We start from the raw sequence: 26716 nt of genomic DNA on the forward strand, positions 1-26716 counted from the left end.
TGACCGTGCCGCGGCCGACACCGGATTACGGCACGACGACGATCTTCCGCCCCACCCCCGACGCGAACCGGTCGAGCGCCTGCGGATACGCGTCCAGGGGCAGCCGGTCGCTGATGAAGACGTCCGGGTCGAGGACGCCGCCCGCGAACAGCTCCGCCGCCCGCTCGTAGCTGTGCAGGACCGCCATCGAGCCGGTGACGGTGATCTCCTGGTTGTAGATGCGGTACGGGTCGATCGTCACCCGGGTCGCGTAGTCCGCGACGCCGAACTGGAGGAACGTGCCCGCCTTGGCGACGCGGCCGAGGCCGTCCTGGATCGCCGCCGCGTTGCCCGTCGCGTCGACCACCACGTCCCAGCCCTCGGGCCGGTCGAGATCGTCCGGGCTCGCGGCGGACGCGGAGACCCCGAGCCGCCGGGCCGTCGCGAGGCGCTCCGGGTTCACGTCGACGACGTCGACACGGGCCGCGCCGGTGCGCTTGGCCAGCTCCAGCATCATCAGCCCCATGGTCCCCGAGCCGTAGATCAGCACGTGCGAGCCGAGCCGCGAGCGCAGCACGTCGTAGCCGCGGACCGCGCAGGACAGCGGTTCGATGAGAGCCGCGTCCTGGGTCCGTACGTGGTCGGGGAGGCGGACGCAGTTGGCGACGGGGGCCAGCGCGTACTGGGCGGCGCCGCCGGCCGTCGTCACGCCGATCGCGGCCCAGCGCTCGCAGAGGTTGCCGCGTCCGGCGCGGCAGAAGCGGCACTCGTGGCAGTGGAGCGAGGGATCGACCGCGACCCGGTCGCCGACCCGCACCTCCGTGACGTCGCCGCCGACCTCCGCGACCGTGCCCGCGAACTCGTGGCCGGGCACGACCGGCAGCGTAGGGGCGAACTCGCCCTGCCTGATGTGCAGATCGGTGCCGCACAGGCCGCAGGCCGCCACCTCCACGACGACGTCCCGGGGGCCGGGCGTGGGGTCGGGGACCTCGCCGACGACGACCTTGCCGACGGACTCGACGATCGCGGCCTTCATTTCACAGCTCCCAACGACAGGCCCTGGACCAGCTTGTCCTGGGCGGCGAACCCTGCCGCGAGCACCGGCAGGGAGATCACGAGCGACGCGGCGCACACCTTCGCCAGGAACAGGCCCTGGCTGGTGATGAAGCCGGTCAGGAAGACGGGCGCGGTCTGGGCGACGACGCCCGTGAGCACCCGCGCGAAGAGGAGTTCGTTCCAACTGAAGATGAAGCAGATGAGCGCGGTCGCCGCGATGCCGGGCAGGGCGATCGGGGCGACGACGCGGGTGAGGACCGTGGGCAGGCGCGCGCCGTCGATCTGGGCCGCCTCGATGACCGCGACCGGCACCTCCGCGAGGAACGACTGCATCATCCACACGGCGATCGGCAGGTTCATCGAGGTGTAGAGGATGACGAGGAGCCAGATGTTGTCGAGGAAATCCGTGTTCTTGGCGAAGAGGTAGATCGGGAGCAGGCCCGCCACGACGGGGAGCATCTTGGTCGAGAGGAAGAAGAAGAGGACGTCGGTCCACTTCCGCACCGGGCGGATCGACAGCGCGTACGCCGCCGGGAGGGCGAGGAGCAGGACACAGAGCGTCGAGGCGAGCGAGGCGACCGTCGAGTTGATGAGCGCGGGCCAGGGGCTCGCGCCGCCGCCCGCGCCGAAGAAGTCGCGGTAGCCGTCGAGGGTGAGGGAGGCCGCGAAGGACGGCGGATTGGTCGCCGCGTCCTCCTCGGAGTGGAAGGACGTCAGCACCATCCACGCGATGGGCAGGAAGAAGACGATGCCGAGCAGCCAGGCGGCCAGACCGAGGCCCTTGTTCCTGAAGAAGGCCGTGAGGCTCATCCGCGTGACACCTCCTCGCGGAACAGGGACGACACGACGCGCAGCGCGAAGGTCGCGATGATGATCGAACCGATGACGACCAGGACCCCCGCCGCGGAGGCGAGACCGTTCTCGTGGGCCTGGTAGAAGCTCTGGTAGACGGTGTAGGGCAGGTTGGCGGTGCCGAGGCCTCCCGAGGTGAGGGTGAAGACGGCGTCGAAGTTCTGCACGATGTAGATGGAGCCGAGCAGGGCGCCGAGTTCGAGGTAGCGGCGCAGGTGCGGCAGGGTGAGGTGGCGGAAGACCTGCCAGGGGCCCGCGCCGTCCATCCGGGCCGCCTCGATGAGTTCGGGGGAGCGCGACTGGAGGCCCGCGAGCAGGATCAGCATCATGAACGGGGTCCACTGCCAGATCAGCGACACCTCGACCGCGATCAGCGGGTTGTGCGAGATCCAGTCGGGCTGGGGGCCGCCGACGTAGTGCAGCAGGCCGTTGAGCAGCCCGTACTCGGGGTTGTAGAGGACGTGCTTCCACAGCAGGGCGGCGGCGACCGGCACCACGAGGAACGGTGCGATGAGGAGCGTACGGACCAGTCCGCGCCCCCGGAACCGCCGGTCGAGGAGCAGGGCGAGACCGAGCCCCGCGAGCAGGCTCACCACGACCACCGTGACGGTCAGCACGATGGTCGTCAGGACGGACCGGCGCAGGTCGGGGTCGGTGAGGACCTCCGCGTAGTTGCCGAACCAGGTGAAGTGCCGGGCGTCCGGGTAGAGCGCGTTCCAGTCGAAGAGGGAGATGACCAGGGTGGCCACGAACGGCAGTTGGGTCACGATGATCATGAAGACGAGTGCGGGCAGCAGGGGTGCCCGGGTCGCCCACGCGCGGAGCCTGCGGGGCGCCGGGCGGGTGGTGCGGATGCCGGCGGTGGCCGCGGGGGCCGGGGTCAAGGTCGGTGTCGTCGTCATCGGCCCTCGTACTCCTTCGCGACCTCGGCGGCGAGTTTCTGGGACTTCCGCAGGGCCGAGTCGACGGACTGGCGTCCGGCGATGGCCGCGCTGATCTCCTGGGACACCTTGGTGCCGAGGTCGGTGAACTCGGGGATGCCGACGAACTGGATGCCGGGCGCGGGCCGCTTCTGGACCCCCGGGTCGCGGGGCCTCGCGCCCTCGATGGCGGTGCGGGTCACGTCCACGAAGGCGGCGGCCTCCGAGCGGTAGCGCGGGATCTCGTAGGTGGAGGCGCGCTTGCCCGCGGGCACGTCGGACCAGCCGACCTTCTGGCCGACGAGGTTCTCGTACTCCTTGCCCGACGCCCAGGAGATGAACTTCCAGGCGCTGTCCGGGTTGTGGGACGCCTTTTGCAGACCCCACGCCCAGGTGTACAGCCAGCCGCTGTTCGCGGTCTTCTCGACAGGCGCGGACACGTACCCGATCTTGCCCTTGACCGGGGAGTTCGCGGACTCCAGCGAACCGGCGGCGGAGGTCGCGTCGTACCACATGGCGGTCTTGCCCTGGGTGAGGTTGTTGAGGCACTCGGCGAAACCGGACTGGGCCGCGCCCGCCTCGCCGTGCTCGCGTACGAGGTCCACGTAGAAGCGCGTGGCGTCCTTGAAGCCCTTGTCGTCCAGGCGCGCGGTCCAGTCCTTGTCGAACCAGGTGCCGCCGAAGGTGTTGACGACGGTGGTCAGCGGCGCCATCAACTCGCCCCAGCCGGGCAGACCGCGCAGGCAGATGCCCTTCATGCCCGACTGCGCGCCGTCGACTCTCGCCGCGAGGTCCGCGACCTGCCGCCAGGTCGGGCGCGCGGGCATCCTGAGCCCCTTCTTCGCGAAGACGTCCTTGCGGTACATGAGGAAGGAGGACTCGCCGTAGAAGGGTTCGCCGTACAGCTTGCCGTCGTCGCCGGTGAGCGATTCCCGCATGGGGCGCAGGATGTCCCGCTGGTCGAAGCGGGGGTCCTTGCGGACGTACGGGCCGAGGTCGTGCAGCCAGCCGTTGCGGGCGTAGATCGGGATCTCGTAGTTGCTGAGCGTCGCGACGTCGTACTGGCCCGCCTGGTTGGCGAAGTCCTGGCTGATCTTGTCGCGGACGTCGTTCTCCGGCAGGACGGTGAAGTTCACCTTGATGCCGGTCTCGCGGGTGAAGTGGCGGGCGGTCAGCTTCTGCAACTCGGTCATCTGCGGGTTGTTCACCATCAGGACGTTGATGGCGTCGCCGCTCGTACCGAGCCCGCCCGCGCCGGCCCAGCAGCCGGACAGGAAGGGGGTGAGCAGCGTCCCTGCGGCGGCCGTCGCGAGCAGGGCGCCCGGCGGCCTCCGTCGGCTCTGGGTTCGCATGGATGCTCCTGGACTCATGTCGCGTGGAGGGGAAAAGGGCATGCCTGGGCAGGCGGATGCCGACCGGTGGTACGACAGGTGGTACGGCGCGGGGTGGGTGCCGCCCGGAGAGCGACGGGGGTCAGACGCGGATGACCTGGGGGCCCATCAGCGAGTAGCGGTGAGCCTCGGACGCGGGCAACTGGCTGCCCGTGACGATCGTCTCCAGCGCCCCCACCGGTGCGAACCGGCAGAAGCTGACGGCTCCGAACTTGGTGTGCACGCCCGCGAAGACGGTGCGCCGCGCGGCCCTGATCGCCTGCGCCTTCACCTCGCTGACGGCCGGGTCGGGGGTGGTGAGGCCGTGGTCGCGGGTGATGCCGTTCGCGCCGATGTAGGCGAGGTCGATGACGAAGCCGGCCAGCATCTTCGTCGTCCAGTGGTCGACGGTGGCGAGGGTGCCGGCGCGCACCCGGCCACCGAGCAGCAGCACGGTGGTGTGGTCGGCGCCGGCCAGCGCGCCCGCCGTGGCGAGGGAGGCGGTGACGACCGTCAGCGGCCGGTCGCGGGGCAGCGCCTCGGCGATGAGCTGCGGCGTGAACCCCTCGTCGACGAAGACGGTCTCGGCGTCCCCCAGCAGATCGGCGGCGGCAGCGGCGATCCGCCGCTTCTCCGGCACGTGCATCGTCGTACGGAAGGCGAGGGTCGTCTCGAACCCGGCGCTCTCCACCGGATACGCCCCGCCGTGCGTACGCCGGACGAGGCCGTGATCCTCCAGAGCGCGCAGATCGCGGCGGACGGTCTCCTTGGCGACGCCCAGCTCGGCCGCGAGTTCCGTGACGTCGACGGAACCGGCGCGGCGCGCCGCGCGCACGATCTCCCGCTGCCGTTCCTCCGCGCTCATGCCGGTCCGCCTCCCTGGAAGAGCTCCGTTGCCCGTTCGGGCCCGGAAGGGCCCGCACCGGAAGTTCTACCGGCGTCGGGCGGCGGTGACCAGGTCTGTCGCGGGCCCGATGCTGCCCGCATCGGCCCGTTCGGCTCCATCGCCGCCCGTCGCGGACCTGCGGGGGAGCGGCGGATCATGTGGGTTCGGGCACGGCGGATGCCCGAACAGGGCGGCGGGCGGGCCCGTTCGGTGCCCGCCCGCCGCCCTGTCGCGTCGCTCGTTCGAAGACCGGCGCTCAGTGGGGCCAGATCGGCGGGTCGTCGACGAAGCGACCGCCCAGGTAGCGGTGGGCCGGGTTGTCGTCGCGGAGCGGGCCGAACTCGGCGAGCAGGTTCCCCGCGTACTCCTCGGAGTCGTCCTGCGGCTCGTAGCCGAGCGCCCGCGCGCTCGACAGGTCCCACCACAGGCGGGTGTTGGCCGAGGAGCCGTAGACGACGGTGTGCCCGACGTTCTCGGCGCTCAGCGCCGCGTGGAAGAGGCGCGCGCCGTCGGCGGGGCTCATCCACACCGACATCATGCGTACGTCGGTCGGCTCCTTGAAGCAGGACCCGATGCGCACCGACACCGTCTCCTGGCCGAACTTGTCCCAGTAGAACTGGGCGAGGTCCTCACCGAACGACTTCGACAGGCCGTAGTACGTGTCCGGGCGGCGGAGCGTCTCGACGGGGACCAGGGGGTCGCCGTCCTCGGTGCGCGGGCGCGGGGTGAAGCCGATCGCGTGGTTGGACGACGCGAAGACGATGCGGGGGGCGACGCCGTCCGCGCGGCTCTCGCCCTCGGCGCGCACCGCCTCGTAGAGGTGGTACGTGCCCTTGATGTTCGACTCGAGGATCTTGTCGAAGGTGGATTCCAGGGAGATCCCGGCGAGGTGCAGCACGCCGTCCACGCCGCGGACCGCCTCGCGCAGCGCCTCCGTGTCGTTCAGGTCGGCGACGATCGCGTCCGGCGCGTCCGGGATGGGGCGCACGTCGAGCAGCCGCAGCGCGTACCCGTGCTCAGGCAGCAGCTCCCGCATGAGGGTGCCGAGTCCGCCGGCGGCGCCGGTCAGCAGGATCGTGCGGGGCCCGGCGGCGCGTGACGGCTCGGGCGACTCGGGCGGCTCTGACGGGACTGACATGTGCGTGATCTCCGTATGTGTGAGCGGCATTCACATTCGTGGACACGCTAAGGAGGGGCGTCCTGCGGCGTCAAGGGTCGCGCGCGCCCGGGCGGGGCGTACGCGGCGTTCCGCGAGCGTGCGCGCGGTGTCATCCGAAGGGAGAAATTCCGCCGCAGCCGGGCGAGTTGGGATGCTTGACCGCCTGCTTTGAGGCGGCTTACGGTGAGCGCGTTCAGAAATATAGACGCGGATCAGAAACGTGCACAGTTCAGGGAGAGCCCGTGACGTCAGCGCCCCTCGCCGATCGACTCAGCGTCCCCAGCGGGCCGCTGTTTTTCCCCGTCACCGCGTACGGACCTGACGGCGCCCTCGACCTCGACACCTACCGCACCCACGTGCGGCGCGGTGTCGAGGCCGGGGCCGCCGCCGTGTTCGCCTGCTGCGGCACGGGGGAGTTCCACGCGCTCACCCCCGAGGAGTTCGAGACCTGCGTCGCGGCGGCGGTGGAGGCGACCGGAGGACGGGTGCCCGTCGTCGCCGGCGCCGGGTACGGCACGGCGCTCGCCGTCCAGTACGCGCGCCTGGCCGAACGGGCGGGCGCGGACGGCCTGTTGGCCATGCCGCCCTACCTCGTCGTGGCCGGCCAGGAAGGCCTGCTGCGGCACTACACCGAACTCGCCGAGGCCACCTCCCTCGACATCATCGTCTACCAGCGGGACAACGCGGTCTTCACCCCGTCGACCGTCGTCGAACTCGCCCGCCACCCCAAGGTCCTCGGCCTCAAGGACGGCCTCGGCGACCTCGACCTCATGCAGCGCATCGTCAGCGCCGTCCGCGCCGAGGCCCCGGGCGACTTCCTCTACTTCAACGGGCTGCCGACCGCCGAACTCACCGGCCTCGCCTACCGCGGCATCGGCATCACCCTCTACTCCTCCGCCGTCTTCTGCTTCGCGCCCGACCTCGCGCAGGCCTTCCACAAGGCACTGAACTCGGGCGACGACGCGACCGCGAACAAGCTGCTCGACGGCTTCTACCGGCCGCTCGTCGAACTGCGCAACCAGGGCAGGGGCTACGCCGTGTCCCTCGTCAAGGCCGGGGTACGGTTGCGCGGGCTCGACGTCGGCGAGGTGCGCCCGCCGCTCCAGGAGCCGACCGAGGAACACGTCAAGCAGTTGGCCGAACTCATCGAGCGCGGCCAGGCGTTGGTGGAAGGAACCGGCGAGTGAAGACCTCCGCGTTCGTCTATCCCTGGGACGTCGTCGGCGACCCCGACGCGGCCCGCCGCATCGCCGGACTCGGCGTCCGGCAGGTCACCCTCGCCGCCGCCTACCACTCCACCCGCGCCCTCACCCCGCGCCACCCGCGCCACCGCGTCGTCACCGCCGAACACGCCGCCGTGCTCTACCCGGTGGATGAACAGCGCTGGCGCGGGAGGGAGTTGCGGCCGTACGCCGCCGGTGACTGGGCGCCCGGTGACGCGTACGGCGAGGCGGCGGACGCCCTCGCCGAGGCCGGGCTCTCCGTCCACACCTGGGTCGTCCTCGCCCACAACTCCCGCCTCGGCGCCGAACACCCGGACACCTCCGTCCGCAACGCCTACGGCGACCCCTACCCCTGGGCGCCCTGCATCGCGCAGGAAGCCACCCGCGCCTACCTCGTCGACCTCGCCGCCGAGGCCGCCGTCCGGCCCGGCGCCGACGGCACCGAACTGGAGTCGCTCGGCTGGTACGGCCTCGCCCATCTGCACGCCCACGACAAGACGGCCGGTGTCGGACTCGGCGAGGCCGGGCAGTACCTGATGTCGCTCTGCTTCTGCGCCGCCTGCCACCGGGGGTACGCACAACACGGCCTCGACGGCGAAGAGCTGGCGCGGTCCGTGCGGGCCGCTCTGGAGCCCCTGTGGCGCGGGCGGGCGGAGGACGAGGGCTGGGCGAGCGTCGAGAAGCTGCTCGGCGCCGAGACCGCGACGGCCACCCGCGCCTACCGCGACGAGGTCGCCCGAAGCCTCCAGGAGGCGGCGGTCGCGGCGGTCAGGGACGCGGCCCCCGCCGACTTCCAGGTGCTGCTCCACGCCGACCCGGTCTCCTACCACTGCGGCGCCAACGCGGGCGTCGACCCCGCGCACATCCTGTCCGTCGCCGACGGCGTCGTCGTGCCGTGCACGGGCGGCGCGGGCCTGCTGCGGCCCTTCGCCGCCCGGGGCAAGGGCGTCCTCGCCGCGAACCTGACCGTCGTACGCGGCATGGGCGGCAGCCCGGGCACCCTCGCCGAGGACGCCCGCGCCGCCCGCGACCTGGGCGCGGACGAGCTGCGGCTCTACCACGCCGGGCTCGCGTCGGACGCGGATCTGACGGCGGTCGGGGAGGCGCTCGCACAGCTCTGAGCGGTGCCGCGGGCGGTGTCGGCGCGCCGCGGCGATGAGTTCCGGGCCGCGGACCGGTCCACCGGTGGAGAACGTCACCCTCACCGGAAGGGTCACCCATGAGTGACAGCACAGTGGACATCGGTCCGCAGGCCCGCATCGTCGCGCGCCTCGCCCACGGCGTCCGCGACGACCAGCTCGACGCGCCCACACCCTGTTCCGAGTACGCCGTGCGCGACCTGCTCGGCCACCTCCTCGGCCTGTCCGCCGGACTGAGCGCCACCGGGCGCAAGGAGACGGAGGAGCACGGCCCCGGCGCCGCGCTGCCCGAACTCGGCCCCGACTGGCGCGCGGCCCTGCCCGTGGCCCTGGACGGACTCGTCGAGACCTGGCGCGAGCCCGCCGCCTGGGAGGGCATGACGAGGGCGGGCGGTCTCGACCTGCCCGGCGCCGTCGCCGGCCTGGTCACCGCCGATGAACTGGTCGTGCACGGTTGGGACCTGGCCCGCGCCACCGGCCAGGAGTACACGCCCGACGAGGCGGCGCTCCGGGCCGCCCGCGACCTGCTCACGCCGGCGGAGGAGGGCCCGGACGGCCTGTTCGGGCCGGTCGTGCCGGTGCCCGAGGACGCGCCGCTGCTCGACCGCGTCATCGGCCTGAGCGGACGCGACCCGGCCTGGAGGCCGTAACCGGCGAGCACCCACAACTGCCTTCCGCGAGCGCCCTCTTGGGGCCTCGCGGGAGGCAGCCGCCGTTGTGGAGGCGGTCGCGAAAGTCGTCCGAACTTCTTTTGGCGGAAGCGTTGACGAAACCCCGCGGTGCTTCTAGCTTCAACGCGTCGTACTTCGTACGTCATATATGAGACGCGATACGAGATACGCGATACGAGATACGCGATACGAGATACGCGATCCGCGCACACGTCAGTCATCAGACGCGACACACCCCCACGCCAGACCCGAGAGGCGCGCATGACCTCAGTGCCCACTCCGATCCCCTCCCGTACGCAGTACGTGCAGGACGAGATCAAGCACCGCATCCTGACCGGGCAGTTGAGACCGGGACAGGCACTGGTCGAGACCGACCTCGCCGCGCAGTTCGGGGTCTCCAAGACGCCGGTGCGCGAGGCGCTCAAGACGCTGGCCGGGACCGGGCTCGTCGTGATGAGCCAGTACAAGGGCGTCACGGTGCGCATGGTGGACGCGGACATGGCCCGCGAGGTCTATGACGTGCGGCTGCTCCTCGAACCCGAGGCCCTGCGCCGCACCGTGCGGCGCCGCGCCTCCCTCGACGCCGCCCGCGCGGCCCTGGAGAGCGCCGCCACCGCCACCGACACCGCTCAACGCTCCCTGGCCAACCGGGAGTTCCACCGCGCGCTGTACATCCCCTGCGGCAATCCGCTGCTCGGCAAGATGCTCGACGAGGTCCGCGACCAGGCCGCCCTGGTCTCCGCCGTCGCCTGGGCCGCCGACCCGTCCTGGGAGCGGGAGGCCGCCGAGCACCAGGAGATCCTGGAACTCTCCCTCGCCGGTGACGCCCAGGGCGCCTCACGCGCCCTGCGGGACCACATCGCGTCGTTCGTACAGCGGGCCTTTCCCGAGGTCCGGGATGAAGAGGGTGAGCAGCAGTCATGACCGCGCAGTCCGTTTCGTTCGAGACCCAGCGGGCCGCGCTGGCCGACGTCGTCGCGATCCCGGTGACCCCGTTCGCCGAGGACGGCTCGGTCGACGAGGCCACGTACACGACCCTGCTGAAGCGGCTGCTCGACGCCGGGGTGCGCACGCTCACGCCGAACGGCAACACCGGTGAGTTCTACGCCCTGACGCCGCGCGAGCGGCGCCGGGTGACCGAGTTGACCGTCGCCGAGGCGGCGCGGCGGGCCGCGATCCTGGTCGGCGTCGGCCATGACGTGCCGACCGCCGTCGAGGCGGCCCGCCACGCCCGCGACCTCGGCGCCCACATGGTGATGGTGCACCAGCCCGTGCACCCGTACGTCTCCGAGGGCGGCTGGGTCGACTACCACCGCGCCATCGCCGAGGCCGTGCCCGAGATCGGCGTCGTGCCCTACCTCAAGAACGCCTCGCTGCCCGGCGCCCGCCTCGCCGAACTCGGCGCGGCCTGCCCGAACGTGATCGGCGTCAAGTACGCCGTGCCGGACGCCGCGCGGTTCGCCGCCTTCGCCCGGGACGCGGGCCTCGACCGGTTCGTCTGGGTCGCCGGACTCGCCGAGCCCTACGCGCCGTCCTACTTCTCCGCTGGCGCCACCGGCTTCACCTCCGGCCTCGTCAACGTCGTGCCCAGCATCTCGCTCTCCATGATCGAAGCGCTTCGAGCGGGTGACTTCCCGGGCGCCATGAAGGTCTGGGAACAGATCCGCCGCTTCGAGGAGCTGCGCGGCGCCGACGCCTCCGCCAACAACGTCACCGTCGTCAAGGAGGCCCTCGCCTCGCTCGGTCTGTGCCGCCGCGAGGTGCGCCCGCCCAGCCAGGAGCTGCCCGAGGCGGAGCGCGCCGAGGTCGCCGACATCGCGGCGGGGTGGTCCCTGTGAGCACCGCCCCCAGAAAGCGGCTCGACCCGACCGAGCTGCGCTCCCACCAGTGGTACGGCACCGAGGGCACCCTGCGCACCTGGTCGCACAACGCCCGGATGCGTCAGCTCGGCTACGAGGCCGAGGAGTACCGGGGCCGCCCGGTCGTCGCCGTCCTCAACACCTGGTCCGACATCAACCCCTGCCACGTCCACCTGCGCGAGCGCGCCGAGGCCGTCAAACGGGGCGTGTGGCAGGCCGGCGGCTTCCCCCTGGAGTTCCCCGTCTCCACACTGTCGGAGACGTACCAGAAGCCGACCCCCATGCTCTACCGCAACCTGCTCGCCATGGAGACCGAGGAGCTGCTGCGCTCCTACCCCGTCGACGCGGCGGTGCTCCTCGGCGGCTGCGACAAGTCGACGCCCGCGCTGCTGATGGGCGCCACCTCCGCCGACGTGCCGTCCCTGTTCGTGCCCGCCGGGCCCATGCTCCCCGGGCACTGGCGCGGCGAGACCCTCGGCTCCGGCACCGACATGTGGAAGTACTGGGACGAGCACCGCGCGGGCAACCTCACCGACTGCGAACTGCGGGAACTCCAGGGCGGATTGGCGCGCTCCCCGGGCCACTGCATGACCATGGGGACCGCCTCCACGATGACGGCGGCGGCGGAGGCGCTCGGCATGACGCTGCCCGGCGCCTCCTCCATCCCGGCGGTCGACTCGGCGCACGAACGGATGGCCGCCGCGTCCGGGCGGCGCGCCGTCGAACTGGCCTGGACCGCGCTCAAGCCCTCCGAGATCCTCGACTCCGACGCCTTCGAGGACGCCGTCACCACGATCCTCGGGCTCTGCGGCTCGACCAACGCCGTGATCCACCTGATAGCCATGGCGGGCCGCGCCGGGGTCCGCCTCACCCTCGACGACTTCGACCGCGTCGCGCGGACCGTGCCGGTGCTCGCGAACGTACGGCCGGGCGGACAGACCTACCTGATGGAGGACTTCTACCTCGCCGGCGGCCTGCCCGCGTTCCTGACCCGCATCCCCGACCTGCTCCACCTGGACCGGCCGACCGTCAACGGCCGCTTCGGCGAGCAGATCGAGGGCGCCGTCGTCCACGACGACGACGTCATCCGCACCCGCGAGAACCCGGTCGCGCCCGAGGGCGGCGTCGCCGTCCTGCGCGGCAACCTGTGCCCCGACGGCGCCGTCATCAAGCACATCGCCGCCGAACCGCACCTGCTCAAGCACACCGGCCCCGCCGTGGTCTTCGACGACTACAAGACCATGCAGCGCACCATCAACGACCCCGAGCTCGGCATCACCGCCGACAGCGTCCTCGTGCTGCGCGGCTCGGGACCCAAGGGCGGCCCCGGCATGCCCGAGTACGGGATGCTGCCGATCCCCGACCACCTGCTGAAGCAGGGCGTACGGGACATGGTGCGGATCTCCGACGCCCGGATGAGCGGCACCAGCTACGGGGCGTGCGTGCTGCACGTCGCCCCCGAGTCGTACGTCGGCGGACCCCTGGCGCTGGTGCGCACCGGCGACAGCATCACCCTCGACGTCGAAGCCCGCACACTGCAACTCAACGTGGACGACGCGGAGTTGGAGCGGCGCCGCGCCGAGTGGACCGCGCCGCCCGAGCGCTACGAGCGCGGCTACGGGGCGCTCTACAACGAACAGATCACCCAGGCCGACACCGGCTGCGACTTCGCCTTCCTGGCCAGGCCGGGCAAGGTCCCTGATCCCTACGCGGGCTGACCTGCCCACGCGCCCCGCACCCCCCGGCCGATACCCCGAACAGCGTCTGCGAAGCGCTTCGAAGAACGGAGTCCAGTCATGGCCCAAGCCACTGCCGTGGCGAAAGCCCCGCCCGCCCGGCGCCGCAAGTCGGCCACCCCCCGCAGGCTCCCGTACCTGCTGATCGCCCCCGCCGGGCTGCTGATGCTGGGCTTCATCGCGTACCCCGTCATCAGCGTCTTCTACTACAGCCTCCAGAACTACAACCCCACCAAACCGTGGCGGAACGGCTTCGCGGGCCTGGACAACTTCGTCACCGCGTTCACCGACGACCCCGACTTCTGGAGCACCCTCGGCTTCAGCCTCCAATGGGTCGTCGTGCAGGTCGTGCTCCAGCTCCTGCTCGGTCTCGGTCTCGCCCTCGTCGTCAACCAGACGTTCGTGGGCCGCGCGATGGCCCGCGCCCTGGTCTTCTCGCCCTGGGCCGTCTCCGGCGTGCTCACCTCCGCCGTCTGGATGCTGCTCTACAACTCCCAGACCGGCATCACCCGCTACCTCGCCGACATGGGCGTGGGCAGTTACGGCACCTCGTGGCTGTCGGACACCGCGACCGTCTTCCCCGCGGTGGTCACCGCCGAACTCTGGCGCGGCGTTCCCTTCTTCGCCATCCTCATCCTCGCCGACCTCCAGTCCGTCTCGAAGGACCTGTACGAGGCCGCCGAGGTCGACGGCGCCAGCCGCTTCCGGCAGTTCCTGCACATCACGCTGCCGCACCTGAAGGACGCCATCATCCTGTCCACGCTGCTGCGCGCCGTGTGGGAGTTCAACAACGTCGACCTGCTGTACACCCTCACCGGCGGCGGGCCCGCGGGTGAGACGACCACCCTGCCGCTGCGTATCGCCTCCATCGCCGTCGACAGCCACGACTTCGGCTACGCGTCCGCGCTGACCTCCATCGCCTTCGTGATCCTCCTGTTCTGCTCGATGGTCTATCTGCGGCTGAGCAAGTTCGGGGGTGAGGGCAAGTGACCGTCAAGGAAGCCCAGTTGACCGCCACCACCGCACCCGCCACCACGACCACCGGTGCCCGGCACCGACTCGACGCCGTCCCGCCCCGCAAGAAGGGCCGCTCCTACGACGACGTGCCGCGCTGGCAGATCTACGTGCCGCTCGGCGTCTACCTCCTCTTCACGCTCATCCCGTTCTACTGGATGCTGCTCTTCGCGTTCCGGCCCACCGGCTCCACCTCGCTCGTGCCGTGGCCGCTGACCCTCGACCACTTCGACAAGGTCTGGAACGAGCGGTCCTTCGGCATCTTCTTCCAGAACAGCCTGCTCGTCGGCGTCGCCTCGATGCTGATGACGACCGTCGTCGCGCTGGCCGGCGGCTACGCCCTCGCCCGCTTCGACTTCAAGGTCAAGCAGGGCTTCATGCTGGCCCTGCTGTGCTCCCAGTTCATCCCCGGCGCCCTGATGCTGGTCCCGCTGTTCCAGATCTTCGCCAACCTGAAGATGATCAACTCGCTCGGCAGCGTCATCATCGCCGAGACCGTCTTCCAGCTCCCGCTGACGATGATCCTCATCAGCGGCTTCATCAAGAACGTGCCGTACTCCCTGGAGGAGGCGGCCTGGGTCGACGGCTGCGGACGCTTCCGCGCCTTCTGCGCCGTCGTCCTGCCGCTGTTGCGGCCGGGCATCATCGCGGTCGGCTCCTTCGCCTTCGTACACAGTTGGAACCACTTCCTGTTCGCCCTGATGTTCCTCTCCGACCAGGACAAGCAGACGATCCCCGTCGGCCTCGCCACCCTCATGGGCGCCGACTCCGTCGACCTGGGCGCGCTCGCCGCCGGTGGTGTCGTCGCCGCCGTACCGGTCGTCATCGTCTTCGCCTTCATCCAGAAGTGGCTCGTCACGGGCTTCAGCGCAGGGGCGGTGAAGGGATGAGCGCCCCGGCGGTCACCGAGCCGGTCCCGGTCGTCCTCGCCGGGGCGCGCGGGCACGGCCACTGGCACCTGAACAACCTCCGGCGCCTCGCCGACGCCGGCCGCGTCACCCTCGCCGGCGTGTGCGAGCTGCGGCCGCTGGACGCCGGGGAACTCGGGGGGTTCGCCGGTCAGCACCCGCCGGTCGCGCAGGGCGACGACCTCGGGGCGCTGCTCGATGCGACCGGCGCCCGCGTCGCGATCATCTGCACCCCGATCCCCACCCACACCGAGCTGGCCCTGACCGCCGCGCGGCGGGGCGTGCACCTCCTCCTGGAGAAGCCGCCCGCGCCGTCGTACGCGGAGTACGAGCGGATGGTCAGGGGCGTCGCCGAGGCGGGCGTCGCCTGCCAGATCGGGTTCCAGTCCCTCGGCTCCCACGCCGTGCCCCACATCAGGGGACTCGTACGGGACGGCCTCATCGGTCAACCCCTCGGCATCGGCGCGGCCGGCGCCTGGGCGCGCGACGAGGCGTACTTCCGGCGCGCCCCCTGGGCCGGGCGCCGCCGCCTGGACGACCCGGCCGGCACCGGGCCCGTCGACGTCGTCGACGGCGTCCTCACCAACCCCCTCGCCCACGCCGTCTCCACCGCCCTGGCCCTCGACGGGGCGACCGGCGCCGACGACCTCGCCGCCATCCGCACCGAACTGTTCCGCGCCAACGCCATCGAGGCCGACGACACCTCCTTCGTCGCGCTCACCACACGCGACGGCGCACGCGTCACCGTCGCCGCGACGCTCTGCGCCGAACACCCCGACGAGCCGTACGTCGTCGTGCACGGCGACCGCGGCCGGATCACCTTCTGGTACAAGCAGGACCGGGTCCTCGTACAGCGCGCGGGGCACGGCCCGCAGGAGACCGTGCACGGCCGCACCGACCTCCTGGAGAACCTGCTCGACCACCTGGCGGCGGGCACGGAACTGCTGGTGCCGCCCGCCGCGACCGGCGCCTTCATGCGGGTCGTCGAGGCGGTCCGCACCGCCCCCGACCCGCACCCCCTGCCCGCCGAGGCGTGGAGCGCCCTGCCGGGCGCGGGCGTCGGCGCCGTCCGCCGTGTCGTGCACGGCATCGACGGCCTCGTCGCCGCCAGCGCCGACTCCCTCACCGGATATGCCGAGCTCGGAGCGGTCTGGGCCCGGCCAGGACTGGAGGCAGCATCGTGAGTCACCTCCTGCGACAAGTCACCGCACCGCTGACCCTGAGCTGCGCGGGCCGCCCCGTCGCCCGCTACGACCTGCGCCCCGACGTCGGGCACGACCTCGCGCCCCGCCCCTGCCTGCACCCGGTCAGCACCCTCGGCGGCGTCCGGGTCACCGAGTTCGCCCCCGCCGACCACGTCCACCACCTCGGGGCGGGCGTCGCGGTCCCGGACGTCGCCGGGTACAACTTCTGGGGCGGTCGCACCTACGTCCGGGGCCAGGGCCCGACCGTCCTGGACAACCACGGCGAGCAGCGGCACCTCGAATTCAAGCTGTGCGACCCGGACGGCTTCGTCGAGGACCTGGAGTGGACCGCCGGCGGCTGCCTCGTGCTGCGCGAGCGGCGCACCGTCGCCGCCGTGCCCCTCAGCCCCGACGCCTGGGCCCTCGACCTGACCTTCACCCTGACCAACCCGGGCACCGACGAGGTGTCCATCGGCAGCCCCGCCACCAACGGCCGCCCCGGCGCCGCCTACGGCGGGTTCTTCTGGCGCGCCCCCAAGGAGGCCGCCGCCCCCGCCGTGTTCACCGCGACCGCCGAGGGCGAGGCGGCCGTCCACGGCGGCACCGCCGACTGGCTGGCCCTGGCCGGCGACGGCTGGACCCTGGTCTTCGCCGGTGCCACCGCCGAGACCCGCCGCGACCCCTGGTTCGTGCGCACGGAGGAGTACCCGGGCGTCGGCTCCTCGCTCGCCTCCGACGCCCGGCTGCGGATCGCCGCCGGTGCCACCGCCGTACGCCGCGTCCTCACCGTCGTCGCCGACGGGCGCCTGGACAGGGCCCGCGCCGCGGCCCTGGTCCGCAGGGCGGTGACCGCATGAGCGGGGCACGGCGCACGGGCGACCTGGGCGACGGGACGTACCGCAATCCGGTCCTCGCCGCCGACTGGTCCGACCCCGACGTGGTCCGCGTGGGCGACGACTTCTACCTCACGGCGTCCAGCTTCGGCCGCGCCCCGGGCCTGCCGCTGCTGCACTCCCGCGACCTCGTCAACTGGACGCTGGTCGGGCACGCCCTCGACCGGCTCGCACCCGCGGAGGCGTTCGCCGCGCCCCGCCACGACTGCGGGGTCTGGGCACCGTCGCTGCGCCACCACGCGGGCCGCTTCTGGATCTTCTGGGGCGACCCCGACCACGGCGTCCATCACGTCAACGCGCCCTCGATCAGAGGGCCCTGGACCGCGCCGCACCTCCTCAAGGCGGGCAAGGGCCTCATCGACGCCTGCCCGCTGTGGGACGAGGAGAGCGGCGAGGCGTTCCTCGTGCACGCCTACGCCAGATCGCGGGCCGGCGTCAAGAACCGGCTGACCGGACACCGGATGAGCCCCGACGGCAGCGAACTCCTGGACGAGGGGACGCTGTTGATCGACGGGGACCTGCTGCCCGGCTGGTTCACCATCGAGGGCCCGAAGGTCTACCGGCACGACGGCTGGTACTGGATCCTCGCCCCGGCGGGAAGCGTGGAGACCGGCTGGCAGGGCGCCTTCCGCTCCCGCTCCTTCTTCGGGCCCTACGAGGAGCGCGTCGTGCTCGAACAGGGCGACACCGACATCAACGGCCCCCACCAGGGCGGCTGGGTGCGCACCGCCGCGGGCGAGGACTGGTTCCTGCACTTCCAGCAGCGCGGCCCCTACGGACGCGTCGTGCACCTCCAGCCGATGCGGTGGGACGCCGCCGGCTGGCCGGTGCTCGGTGACGACGGCGCCCCCGTGCGCGTGCATCGCAAGCCCGCGCTGCCCGCGCAGCCGGTGACCGCGCCCGCCACCGACGACGACTTCCCCGGCGGCCGGTTCGGGCGGCAGTGGCAGTGGACGGCCAACCCCCGTGACGGCTGGGCGAGTTCGCACGCGGGGGACGGGCTGCGGCTCACCTGTGTGCGGTCCGCGGACGGGGTGCGCGACCTGCGCCGCGTACCGCATCTGCTCACCCAGCGGCTGCCGCTGCTGCCGTCCCGGGTCGAGGTCGACCTGCGGCTCACCAGCACCGCGCCGGGCGCGAGGGCGGGGCTCGTGGTGCTCGGCGACGCCTACTCCTGGATCGGTCTGGAGCGCGCCGAGGACGGCACCGCCCGCGTCGTGCACCGGTTCGCGGAGGCCGTCGCGGACGCCGAACGCGATGCCGCCGCCGCGCGCCCGGCACCGGAGGGGACGGCACGGCTGCGCGTCGACATCGCGGAGGGGGCACGCTGCCGCTTCTTCGTCGACACGGGCGACGGCGCCGGGTTCCGGCGCTCGGGCCAGGTGTTCGCCGCGGCGCCGTGGCGCTGGGTGGGGGCGCTGCTCGGCCTCTTCGCGGCGGCGCCGACCGGTCCGGGACCCGCCGGGACGGCCCTGTTCAGCCACTTCCGGATCACCGCCACCGACTGACCGCCCGCCCTGTTCTGTTGGGAGCCGCAACGATGCACCTCCACCGCACCGGACGCCGTAGGGCACGGGCCGCCCTGGCCGCACTCCTCACCGTCGCCGGACTCACCGCCCTCGGCCCGGCCGCGCACGCCGCGCCGGGACCTGACCGCCCGGGCGGGTTCCTCGCCACCCCGCACGGCTTCGCCTCCCTCGCGGGCGGCACCACCGGCGGTGCCGGCGGCCGGGTCGTCACCGTCACCGACCAGGCGTCCCTGGAGAAGTACGCCGCCGCCACCGAGCCCTACGTGATCCGGGTCGCCGCCACCATCGAGGCGGAGCCGTTCGGCGCGAACATCGTCGTCGCCTCCGACAAGACGATCGTCGGCGTCGGCACCCAGGGGCAGCTCGTCGCGGGCGAACTGCACCTGAACCCCGGCACCGGCAACGTCATCATCCGCAACCTCACGATCCGCGACTCCGCGATCGAGGGGAACCGGGACTGCAAGGACACCGACTTCGACGGCATCCAGATGGACACCGCCGACCACGTGTGGATCGACCACAACCGCTTCTCGAACATCTGCGACGGCCAGCTCGACATCCGCAAGGACAGCGACTACGTCACCGTCTCCGCCAACCGCTTCGAGAACAACAACAAGACCTTCGGCATCGGCTGGACCACGAACGTCGTCACGAAGATCACCGTCGACCACAACTGGTTCCGCGGCACCAAGCAGCGCAACCCCTCCGCGGACAACTGCCGCTACGCGCACCTCTACAACAACTACCTGTCGTCGCAGCCGGACGACGGCGACCCGACCTGGACGTACGGGAACTGGTCGCGCGGCCGGACCGAGATGGTCATCGAGAACAGCTACTACGACGGGCTCCAGCACCCCTACCAGGCCGATGCCACGGCCGAACTGGTGCAGCGCGGCTCGATCCTGAAGGACACCACCGGACGCACCGACGCCTGGGGCGACGCCTTCGACCCGCACGCCTTCTACGCCTACCACCTCGACCCGGCGGCCGCCGTGCCCGCCCTCGTAGGGAAGTTCTCCGGCCCCCAGGCAGCCCTGGGCCGGCCCGGAAACAGCTAGTCACACCCCAGCCAGTCACACCCCAGCCAGTCACACCCCGTTGGATCCAGAAGAAGAGAGCCGATCATGAACATCCGTATGCGCAAAGGCGCGCTCCGCACCGGCACCGCCCTCGCCCTGACCACCGTCCTCGCCCTCACCGCGACCGCCTGCGGCGACGACGGCAGCGGCGCGGGCGGCGACAAGGGCGACGAGGGTTCCGGCAAGGGTGAGATCACCTTCTGGGACAACAACACGGCCGTGCGCCGCGATGTCTGGATGGAGATCATCAAGGACTTCGAGAAGGCCAACCCCGGCATCAAGGTGAAGTACGTCGGCATCCCCGCCGAGAACGTGCAGTCCAAGTACGACACCGCGATCCAGGGCGGCGGCCTGCCCGACGTGGGCGGCGTGGGCACCGCGATGCTCGCCGGCATCGCCGCGCAGAACGCCCTCGAACCGCTGGACGACCGGCTCGCCACCAGCTCCCTCAACGGCAAGCTCAACGACGCCTTCATCGACTCGGTGAAGGCCGCGGGCGGCTCCGGTTCGAAGCTGTTCACCGTCCCGACCTCCGCCAACAACGGTGTGCTGTACTACCGCACCGACCTGTTCAAGTCGGCGGGCCTGCCTGCGCCGACGACGTGGACGAAGTTCTTCGACGCCGCGGCGAAGCTCACCGACACCGGCAAGAACCGGTTCGGCTACACCATCCGCGGCGGCGAGGGCTCCATCGCCCAGGCCCTCGACGTGATGTACGGGCAGAGCGGCATCACCTCGTTCTGGGACGCGAACAACACCAAGACCACGGTCAACGACCCGAAGAACGTGGCCGCGCTGGAGAAGTACGTCGGCCTCTACAAGAAGGCCACGCCGTCCGCCGACGTCAACAACGACTTCACCAAGATGGTCGCGCAGTTCGACAGCGGCCAGATCGGCATGCTCAGCCACAACCTGGGCTCCTACGGCGACCACGTGAAGGCGTTCGGCGACAAGTTCCGCGGCCTGCCCAACCCGACCGGCGACGACGGCACCCGCGTCCAGGTCTCCAACCCGGTCGACGGTCTCGCCCTCTTCAAGTCGGGCAAGAACAAGCAGGCGGCCTGGAAGTTCATCGAGTTCGCCGCCTCCCACGCGGAGAACAGCAAGTGGAACGAGTCGGCCAAGCAGATACCGGCCAACACCGACGCGGCCAAGGACGCCTGGGTGCGGAAGTCGGAGCCGACCCGGCTCGCCGCCGAGGCCCTGTCGTCCGGCTCCACCAAGATCGTGCAGCTTCCGTACTACCTGCCGGACTGGAACACCATCTCCAAGGCCGACAACGAGGACGACCTCCAGAAGGTGATGCTCGGCAAGGAGTCGGCGAAGAAGTTCCTCGACACGCTCGCCGAGCAGCTCAACAAGGCGCAGGACGAATGGAAGGCGCAGGCCAAGTAAGGCCGTGACGCGCCCGGTCGACCGGTCCGGCGGCGGGATGTCACACGTCCCGCCACTCCCGCCGTCGGACCCTCCCACCCCGTACGCACCTGCGTTACGTCCGTGAAAGGACTGGCACATCGTCGTGTCGACCACTCGAAGAGCGACCCTGGCCGCGCTCGCCGGACTGCCGCTGGCCGCGGCGGCCGGGTCCCCGGCCGAGGCCCGGCCCGCGCGGCCCGGCCACAGAACCGGCGGCCGGACCCTGTTCGTCGCGGGTGACTCCACCGCCGCCCAGAAGTACGCGGACGCCGCACCGGAGAGCGGCTGGGGCATGGCCCTGCCGTTCTTCCTCTCCTCGCGCGTCGCGGTCGCCAACCACGCGGTCAACGGCCGCAGTTCGAAGAGTTTCCTGGACGAGGGCCGCCTCGCCACGATCCTCGCCGCGATCCGCCCCGGCGACCTCCTGCTGATCCAGTTCGCGCACAACGACGAGAAGAGCGCCGACCCCACGCGCTGGACCGAGCCCTGGTCGACGTACCAGGAGTATCTGAAGCGCTATGTCGACGGCGCGCGGGCCAAGGGCGCCCGGCCGGTGCTCGCCACCCCCGTCGAGCGCAGGAAGTTCGACGCCGACGGCAACGCCCTGCCCACGCACGGCGACTACCCCGCGGCGATGCGGGCCCTCGCCCGGGACGAGGGCGTCGCGCTCCTCGACATCCAGGCGCTCTCCCTCGCGCTGTGGCAGCGGCTCGGCGTCGAGGAGACGAAGGTCTACTTCAACTGGACCGCCACCGAACAGGACAACACGCACGCCAACCCGCCCGGCGCGATCGCCGTTGCCCGGCTCGTCGCCGGGGAGCTGCTGCGCCGCCGGGTGCTGCCCGCGCGTGACGTGCGCCGCCTCGGTGACGAGATCGACGAACGCTCCGAGGCCTGGCGGTCCCGGCTGACCTGGCTGCCCGGCACCACCCCCGCGTGACTTCCGCCCTTCCCCTCGCACTCGCAAGGAGCACACAGTGAGCACACCGAGATGTCATGGCCGCGTCATAGCTGGGCTCGTGGGCTGCACCGCCCTCGTCCTCGCCGTCACCGCCACCACCGCCCAGGCGCACGGCCGCGACACCGCCCGCCGGACGCTGCCCGCGGGCGACGGCTGGGCCTCGGCCACGACCGGCACCACGGGCGGCGCCGCCGCGAGCCGCGTGTACACGGTCTCCACCTGGGCCGCGTTCAAGGCGGCCCTCGCCGACAGCGGCACCGCCCCGCGCATCATCAAGGTCAAGGGCGTCCTCGACGCGGACGGCGCGGACTGCTCCGAGTTCGCCGTCGACGGCTACGACTTCTCCCGCTACCTCGCCGACTACGACCCCGCCGTATGGGGCTACGACACGGACCTGGAGGGCGAGAAGGCGACCCCCGGCACCCAGGAGTACCTGCGCAACCAGTCCGCCACCGCGCAGGCCAAGGCCATCAAGGCGGCCGTCCCCGCCAACACCACGATCATCGGCGTCGGCAAGGGCGCCGGCATCGTCGGCGGCAGCCTCCAGATCAACGGCGTCGACAACGTCATCGTGCGCGGCCTCACCCTGGAGTCCCCGCTCGACTGCTTCCCGCAGTGGGACCCCACCGACGGCTCCACCGGCAACTGGAACTCCGAGTACGACGCCGCCGTCGTCTACAACGCCACGCACGTCTGGCTCGACCACAACACGTTCACCGACGGCACCCACCCCGACTCCACCCTGCCCTCGTACTACGGCCGCATCTACCAGCAGCACGACGGCGAGCTCGACATCGTCAAGGGCGCCGACCTCGTGACCGCCTCCTGGAACGTCTTCGAGGACCACGACAAGACGCTGATGATCGGCAACAGCGACAGCGCGGGCGCCACCGACGAGGGCAAGCTGCGCGTCACCCTGCACCACAACCTGTTCCGCGACCTCGTCGAGCGCGCGCCGCGCGTCCGCTTCGGGCAGGTCGACGCGTACAACAACTCCTACGTCGCCAACGGCGACTTCGCCTACGCCTTCGGCATCGGCTTCAAGTCGCAGCTCGTCGCGGAGAAGAACGCGTTCACACTGCCCGAGGGCGTCGACGCCGGTTCGGTCCTGCACCGCTGGAGCGACTCTCCCCTCACCGCCGAGGGCAACGTCGTCAACGGCACCAGGACCGACATCGTCGCCGCCTACAACGCCACCCACCCCGACACCCCGCTCAGGTCGGGCGCCGGATGGACACCGACGCTGCGCACGCACGTCGACCCGGCGAAGGCCGTGCCCCGCGTCGTCGCGCACGGCGCCGGAGCGGACCGGCTCCGCTGACCCGACGTCGTCGCCCGGGTGCGGGGCGGCCCCGGCCGCTCCGCACCCCGTCCGGAAGGAGCACACCCATGCAACCAGGCCTGTCACGACGGACGTTGCTCACCGCAGGTGCCGCAGCCGCCGCCGTCCCGCTCGGCCTCACCGCGGGCCCGGCCGCCGCCCGGCCCCGCCCCTTCGGGCCCTACGGTTCGCCCGCGCGCCGCCTGAACGAGCGCACCCTCTACGTCGACGCGCACGGCGCCGGTGACTTCACCACGGTCCAGGCCGCCGTCACCGCCGCCCCCGGCGACGGCCACACCCTCGTCATCGCGCCGGGAACCTACCGCGAGACGGTCACCGCCGCCCCCACCTCCACCGGCATGACCTGGATCGGCGCGGCCGGTGACCCGCGGCGCACCGTCATCGTCCACGACAACGCGGCGGGCACCCCCAGACCCGACGGCTCGGGCACCTACGGCACCTCGGGGTCGGCCACCGTGACCCTGCGCGCCGACGGCTTCACGGCGCGGGGCATCACCTTCGCCAACGACTGGCTGCGCGCCGACCACCCCGGCGTCACCGGCACCCAGGCCGTCGCGCTCAAGGTCATGGGGGACCGCTCGGCCTTCTTCGACTGCCGCTTCCTCGGTCACCAGGACACCCTGTACGCCGACACGACGGCGCTCACCACCTTCGCCCGCCAGTACTTCCACGGCTGCTACGTCGAGGGCGACGTCGACTTCGTCTTCGGGCGCGGCACCGCCGTCTTCGACCACTGCCACTTCCGTACGCTGGTCCGCACCGACCTGGCGGGCGCCCCGTACGGGTTCGTTCTCGCGCCGTCCACCGCGGGCGCCAACCCGCGCGGCTTCCTCGTCACGCGCTCCCGGATCACCTCCGCGGCGCCGGACGCGTACTACAAACTGGCCCGCCCGTGGGTGCCGAGTTCCGACACCACGGCCCGCCCCATGCTCACCGTCCGCGACACCCGGATGGACGCCGGCATCGACGCGGTGACGCCCTACACCAATATGGCCAGCGGCTATCCGTGGCAGGACCAGCGGTTCGCCGAGTACCGCAACTCCGGACCCGGCGCGGTCGTCACGGTGCCCGAGAACCGGCCGCAGCTCACCCGCGAGCAGGCCGCGCGCCACACCCCGCGCGGCTACCTCGGCGACTGGCGCCCGTAGCCGCCCGGCACCGGGACGAAGCGCCCCGCCGGGTCCCGCCGGCGGGGCGCTCTGTGTCCCTCAGGGACGGTGTCGGACCGTGACGGCTCAGTCGTAGGTCAGGTCGGAGGCGGTGTACCGGCAGTACGTGCCGTCGGGGCCGCTGCCGACCTCCTTGGGCTCGGCGCCGGTGTTGTTGCCGGTGTACCGGATGCACGGCTTGATCTTCTTGCTGCTGTCGCCGTGGATCCGCACGTTGCGCAGCGTGGCCGTGTCGCCGTAGTTGGAGTTGATGCCGACGACGGACTTGCCCGGGGCGGTCACGTCGACGTCGTCGATGACGATGTTCCGGTTCTTGTACTGCGTCGAGCAGTTGCCGCAGGAGCGGACCAGCTTGCCGAAGTCCGACACCTGGAACTTGGAGACGACGAGCTTGCCCGCGCCGTTGAACTGGAACACCTTGTCGTCGGCCTTCTTCGCGCCGCCGCCGTAGACGGTGTACACGGACGACGTGGACTTGCCCTTGAAGGTGGCGGCGTCCTCGCCGACATCCTCCCACCAGACGTTCTGCAGGGTGCACGTGCCCGCGCAGTGGACGCCGTCGGCGGCGGGAGAGCCGATGATGACGTTCTTCAGCGTGGCGCCGTCCTTCAGGTTGAAGATCGGGTCCTGGCCCTCGTCCTGACCGTCACCGCCGAGGTCACCGGAGCCGTAGAACCGCTTGTAGCCGCCGTCGTAGGTGCCCGACACCGAGATGCTGCTGCTCACGGCCTGCGTGCCCTTGGCCGTCGGCCAGGCGGTCGCGGCGCCGGCCGTGCCGAGCATGCCGGTCGTGACGAGGGCGGCGCCGGTGAGGGTCAGCGCGGCGAGGCCGCCGAGGGTGGCGCGGCGGCGGGTGACGCGGCGCCGGTGCGTATGGGGGGAGCGGTTGGCTTTCTTGGTCATGCCCGGTAGTCGCCGGGCCACCGGGAAAGGTTGCCGCCTTCTCGCACCGACCTCCGTGGACGGAACACCTAGGCGAAGTCCCCGCCCACAGCGGCCCGCTCGCCCCCCGTCGTCCGTGCCGTCACGGAATACGTGTCGTCGCCCGCGTCCCGTCCGCCCTGGGCGTGGTTGTACTGCCCGGCGAACACGTACTGTCCCGGCGGCACCGTACGGCCGTCCTTCAGGACCCACCGGTAGACCAGGAAGCCGTCCCGCTCGGCGACGGACACCGTGAAGTCCTCGGCGGACAGGGAGCGCCAGTTGCCGGTGTCGGAGACCTTCCCGGTCTGCGCGATCCGCAACTCCACCGTCAGGGAGGCCAAGGGACTCTTGCTCTTGAAGGTGATGTTGCTCTGCGCCCAGTAGTCGTTGGAGCCGGGGTCGACGGATCCGTCCGACCACAGGGGCCCGTCGAGCGTGGCCGTCGGGGCGGGTGCCGAGGGCGCCGTCGCCTTTCCGCCGGCCGGGGGAGGGGCGACCGGCGCGGAGGCCGAATGCCGCGCGGCGGGCGGCGAACCGGTCCGGTGGCGCGGCGGGTCCGAGGGCCGCGGGGCCCGCGAGGTGGCGTCCGCCGTCGGTGTCGGCACGGCCGTCGGCGTCGGGGTCACCGCGACGCTCCGGCGCGGCCCGTCGTCCTGGCGCAGCGCCCCGTCGACCGCGAACCCGCCCACGGCCAGTACCCCGGCGACCCCGGCCGTGGCCCCCGCGATCCGCACCCAGCCGGCGGCGGGCCGGCGCGGCTCCGGCCGCGCCGGATGCGGCGCGGACATGCCGCGCTCGATCCGGGCGAGCATCCGCTCCCGGTCGGGGCGGTGCGCGTCGGCGGCGTCGCGCAGCCGCTGCCGCACTTCCTGGTTCACCGCCGGCCTCCTTCCGCCGTCGCTCCGAGCGCCCGTACGGGACGCGACGGCGCCTGCCCGCCCCGCTCGTCGGGCCCGAGCCGCCGCTCCAGCTCGGCCATGCCCTTCGACGTCTGGCTCTTCACCGTACCCACCGAGATGCCGAGGGTGAGCGCGGTGTCCTTCTCCGAGAGGTCGAACGCGTGCCGCAGCACCACGCACGCCCGCTTGCGGAAGGGGAGTTCGCGCAGCGCGCCCTGCACGTCGACGACGGCCGGTACGTCGGGGTCCTCGGCACGCTCCTGCCGCCCCGACCAGAACAGGGCGACGCGCCGCCGCTCGCGGACCGCGCTGCGGATCCGGGTCCGGGCGAGATTGGCGACGACACCGCGGGCGTACGCCACCGGGTGGTCGGCGTTCCTGACCCGGTCCCAGCGGTGCCAGAGGGCGAGCAGGGCGTCCGCCGCGAGATCGTCGGCGGCGTCCGGCTCACCCGTCAACAGGTGGGCGAGCCGGGCGAGTTCGGCATGGTGCCGTTCGAAGAAGGCCTGGAACTCGGCGGAGGCGTCGTCGTCCACGACGGTGCTCAC

Annotated in this window: 25 protein-coding genes; 16 read left to right on the plus strand and 9 right to left on the minus strand. The window is 71.8% G+C overall.

The genetic code is table 11. The annotated features are described in order from the left end of the window. Nucleotides 1-25 precede the first annotated feature (25 nt). From ACIRF8_RS07985 to ACIRF8_RS08010, 6 genes are all read right to left on the minus strand, one after another. Nucleotides 26-1015, minus strand: a complete 990-nt coding sequence (locus ACIRF8_RS07985; protein ID WP_404211963.1) for a zinc-dependent alcohol dehydrogenase family protein — start codon at nucleotides 1013-1015, stop codon at nucleotides 26-28. Next, nucleotides 1012-1845: a carbohydrate ABC transporter permease gene (locus ACIRF8_RS07990; protein WP_404211965.1), complete on the minus strand. Its 834-nt coding sequence runs from the start codon at nucleotides 1843-1845 to the stop codon at nucleotides 1012-1014. The genes ACIRF8_RS07985 and ACIRF8_RS07990 overlap by 4 nt, the downstream gene beginning before the upstream one ends. After that, on the minus strand, nucleotides 1842-2789 hold the full coding sequence (locus ACIRF8_RS07995; RefSeq protein WP_404211967.1) for a carbohydrate ABC transporter permease: 948 nt from the start codon (nucleotides 2787-2789) through the stop codon (nucleotides 1842-1844). The genes ACIRF8_RS07990 and ACIRF8_RS07995 overlap by 4 nt, the downstream gene beginning before the upstream one ends. Continuing rightward, the gene (locus ACIRF8_RS08000) at nucleotides 2786-4159 is read right to left on the minus strand and encodes an ABC transporter substrate-binding protein (RefSeq protein ID WP_404211969.1); all 1374 of its coding nucleotides are present in this window, start codon (nucleotides 4157-4159) and stop codon (nucleotides 2786-2788) included. Before ACIRF8_RS08000 ends, ACIRF8_RS07995 begins: the two co-directional genes overlap by 4 nt. A 121-nt stretch (nucleotides 4160-4280) precedes the next feature. Further along, the gene (locus tag ACIRF8_RS08005; protein ID WP_404211971.1) at nucleotides 4281-5042 is read right to left on the minus strand and encodes a DeoR/GlpR family DNA-binding transcription regulator; all 762 of its coding nucleotides are present in this window, start codon (nucleotides 5040-5042) and stop codon (nucleotides 4281-4283) included. A 277-nt stretch (nucleotides 5043-5319) separates the two neighbouring features. After that, nucleotides 5320-6201 carry an NAD-dependent epimerase/dehydratase family protein gene (locus ACIRF8_RS08010; protein ID WP_404211973.1) on the minus strand — a complete coding sequence of 294 codons (882 nt, stop codon included), beginning with the start codon at nucleotides 6199-6201 and terminating at the stop codon, nucleotides 5320-5322. Between the two features lie 263 nt (nucleotides 6202-6464). Here ACIRF8_RS08010 and ACIRF8_RS08015 point away from each other — a divergent pair, with 263 nt between their 5' ends. The 16 genes from ACIRF8_RS08015 (at nucleotide 6465) to ACIRF8_RS08090 (ending at nucleotide 24324) form a co-directional block, all read left to right on the plus strand. Beyond that, the gene (locus ACIRF8_RS08015) at nucleotides 6465-7409 is read left to right on the plus strand and encodes a 5-dehydro-4-deoxyglucarate dehydratase (protein ID WP_404211975.1); all 945 of its coding nucleotides are present in this window, start codon (nucleotides 6465-6467) and stop codon (nucleotides 7407-7409) included. Next, nucleotides 7406-8566 carry a hypothetical protein gene (locus tag ACIRF8_RS08020; protein ID WP_404211977.1) on the plus strand — a complete coding sequence of 387 codons (1161 nt, stop codon included), beginning with the start codon at nucleotides 7406-7408 and terminating at the stop codon, nucleotides 8564-8566. The genes ACIRF8_RS08015 and ACIRF8_RS08020 overlap by 4 nt, the downstream gene beginning before the upstream one ends. A 98-nt stretch (nucleotides 8567-8664) precedes the next feature. Next, the gene (locus tag ACIRF8_RS08025; protein WP_404211979.1) at nucleotides 8665-9234 is read left to right on the plus strand and encodes a TIGR03086 family metal-binding protein; all 570 of its coding nucleotides are present in this window, start codon (nucleotides 8665-8667) and stop codon (nucleotides 9232-9234) included. A 282-nt stretch (nucleotides 9235-9516) separates the two neighbouring features. Further along, entirely contained in the window at nucleotides 9517-10179 is a 663-nt protein-coding gene (locus ACIRF8_RS08030) for a GntR family transcriptional regulator (protein WP_404211981.1), read from the plus strand. Then, a complete protein-coding gene (locus ACIRF8_RS08035; RefSeq protein ID WP_404211983.1) occupies nucleotides 10176-11093 on the plus strand; it encodes a dihydrodipicolinate synthase family protein in 918 nt (305 codons plus the stop codon). The genes ACIRF8_RS08030 and ACIRF8_RS08035 overlap by 4 nt, the downstream gene beginning before the upstream one ends. Then, nucleotides 11090-12832: an L-arabinonate dehydratase gene (gene araD, locus ACIRF8_RS08040; protein WP_404211985.1), complete on the plus strand. Its 1743-nt coding sequence runs from the start codon at nucleotides 11090-11092 to the stop codon at nucleotides 12830-12832. Before ACIRF8_RS08035 ends, araD begins: the two co-directional genes overlap by 4 nt. A 78-nt stretch (nucleotides 12833-12910) precedes the next feature. Then, the gene (locus ACIRF8_RS08045) at nucleotides 12911-13840 is read left to right on the plus strand and encodes a carbohydrate ABC transporter permease (RefSeq protein ID WP_404211987.1); all 930 of its coding nucleotides are present in this window, start codon (nucleotides 12911-12913) and stop codon (nucleotides 13838-13840) included. 17 nt (nucleotides 13841-13857) lie between these two features. Then, nucleotides 13858-14754 (plus strand): carbohydrate ABC transporter permease, encoded by an 897-nt coding sequence (locus ACIRF8_RS08050; protein WP_404212353.1) that lies wholly within the window; start codon nucleotides 13858-13860, stop codon nucleotides 14752-14754. Next, entirely contained in the window at nucleotides 14751-15956 is a 1206-nt protein-coding gene (locus ACIRF8_RS08055; RefSeq protein WP_404211989.1) for a Gfo/Idh/MocA family protein, read from the plus strand. The genes ACIRF8_RS08050 and ACIRF8_RS08055 overlap by 4 nt, the downstream gene beginning before the upstream one ends. Next, nucleotides 15953-16813: a PmoA family protein gene (locus ACIRF8_RS08060; protein ID WP_404211991.1), complete on the plus strand. Its 861-nt coding sequence runs from the start codon at nucleotides 15953-15955 to the stop codon at nucleotides 16811-16813. The genes ACIRF8_RS08055 and ACIRF8_RS08060 overlap by 4 nt, the downstream gene beginning before the upstream one ends. Continuing rightward, a complete protein-coding gene (locus ACIRF8_RS08065; protein WP_404211993.1) occupies nucleotides 16810-18357 on the plus strand; it encodes a family 43 glycosylhydrolase in 1548 nt (515 codons plus the stop codon). Before ACIRF8_RS08060 ends, ACIRF8_RS08065 begins: the two co-directional genes overlap by 4 nt. A gap of 32 nt (nucleotides 18358-18389) precedes the next feature. Next, nucleotides 18390-19436 carry a polysaccharide lyase family 1 protein gene (locus ACIRF8_RS08070; protein WP_404211995.1) on the plus strand — a complete coding sequence of 349 codons (1047 nt, stop codon included), beginning with the start codon at nucleotides 18390-18392 and terminating at the stop codon, nucleotides 19434-19436. A gap of 66 nt (nucleotides 19437-19502) precedes the next feature. Further along, on the plus strand, nucleotides 19503-20852 hold the full coding sequence (locus ACIRF8_RS08075) for an ABC transporter substrate-binding protein (RefSeq protein ID WP_404211997.1): 1350 nt from the start codon (nucleotides 19503-19505) through the stop codon (nucleotides 20850-20852). Nucleotides 20853-20976: 124 nt separating this feature from the next. After that, nucleotides 20977-21813 (plus strand): rhamnogalacturonan acetylesterase, encoded by an 837-nt coding sequence (locus ACIRF8_RS08080; protein WP_404211999.1) that lies wholly within the window; start codon nucleotides 20977-20979, stop codon nucleotides 21811-21813. 37 nt (nucleotides 21814-21850) lie between these two features. Further along, complete coding sequence (locus ACIRF8_RS08085) at nucleotides 21851-23155, plus strand: polysaccharide lyase family 1 protein (RefSeq protein WP_404212001.1); 1305 nt, start codon at nucleotides 21851-21853, stop codon at nucleotides 23153-23155. Between the two features lie 68 nt (nucleotides 23156-23223). Next, nucleotides 23224-24324, plus strand: coding sequence for a pectinesterase family protein (locus tag ACIRF8_RS08090; protein WP_404212003.1), 1101 nt, complete (start codon nucleotides 23224-23226; stop codon nucleotides 24322-24324). Between the two features lie 87 nt (nucleotides 24325-24411). Here the strand turns inward: ACIRF8_RS08090 and ACIRF8_RS08095 are convergent, their stop codons facing one another. The 3 genes from ACIRF8_RS08095 to ACIRF8_RS08105 all read right to left on the minus strand — a co-directional run bounded on the left by ACIRF8_RS08095 (nucleotide 24412) and on the right by ACIRF8_RS08105 (nucleotide 26716). Further along, entirely contained in the window at nucleotides 24412-25248 is an 837-nt protein-coding gene (locus ACIRF8_RS08095) for a pectate lyase (protein ID WP_404212005.1), read from the minus strand. A 68-nt stretch (nucleotides 25249-25316) separates the two neighbouring features. Next, nucleotides 25317-26147, minus strand: a complete 831-nt coding sequence (locus tag ACIRF8_RS08100) for a hypothetical protein (protein ID WP_404212007.1) — start codon at nucleotides 26145-26147, stop codon at nucleotides 25317-25319. After that, nucleotides 26144-26716, minus strand: a complete 573-nt coding sequence (locus tag ACIRF8_RS08105; RefSeq protein WP_404212009.1) for a SigE family RNA polymerase sigma factor — start codon at nucleotides 26714-26716, stop codon at nucleotides 26144-26146. The genes ACIRF8_RS08100 and ACIRF8_RS08105 overlap by 4 nt, the downstream gene beginning before the upstream one ends.

Origin of the sequence: Streptomyces sp. NPDC102406 (genome assembly GCF_044765725.1) — a bacterium.
Classification (GTDB): Bacteria; Actinomycetota; Actinomycetes; order Streptomycetales; family Streptomycetaceae; genus Streptomyces.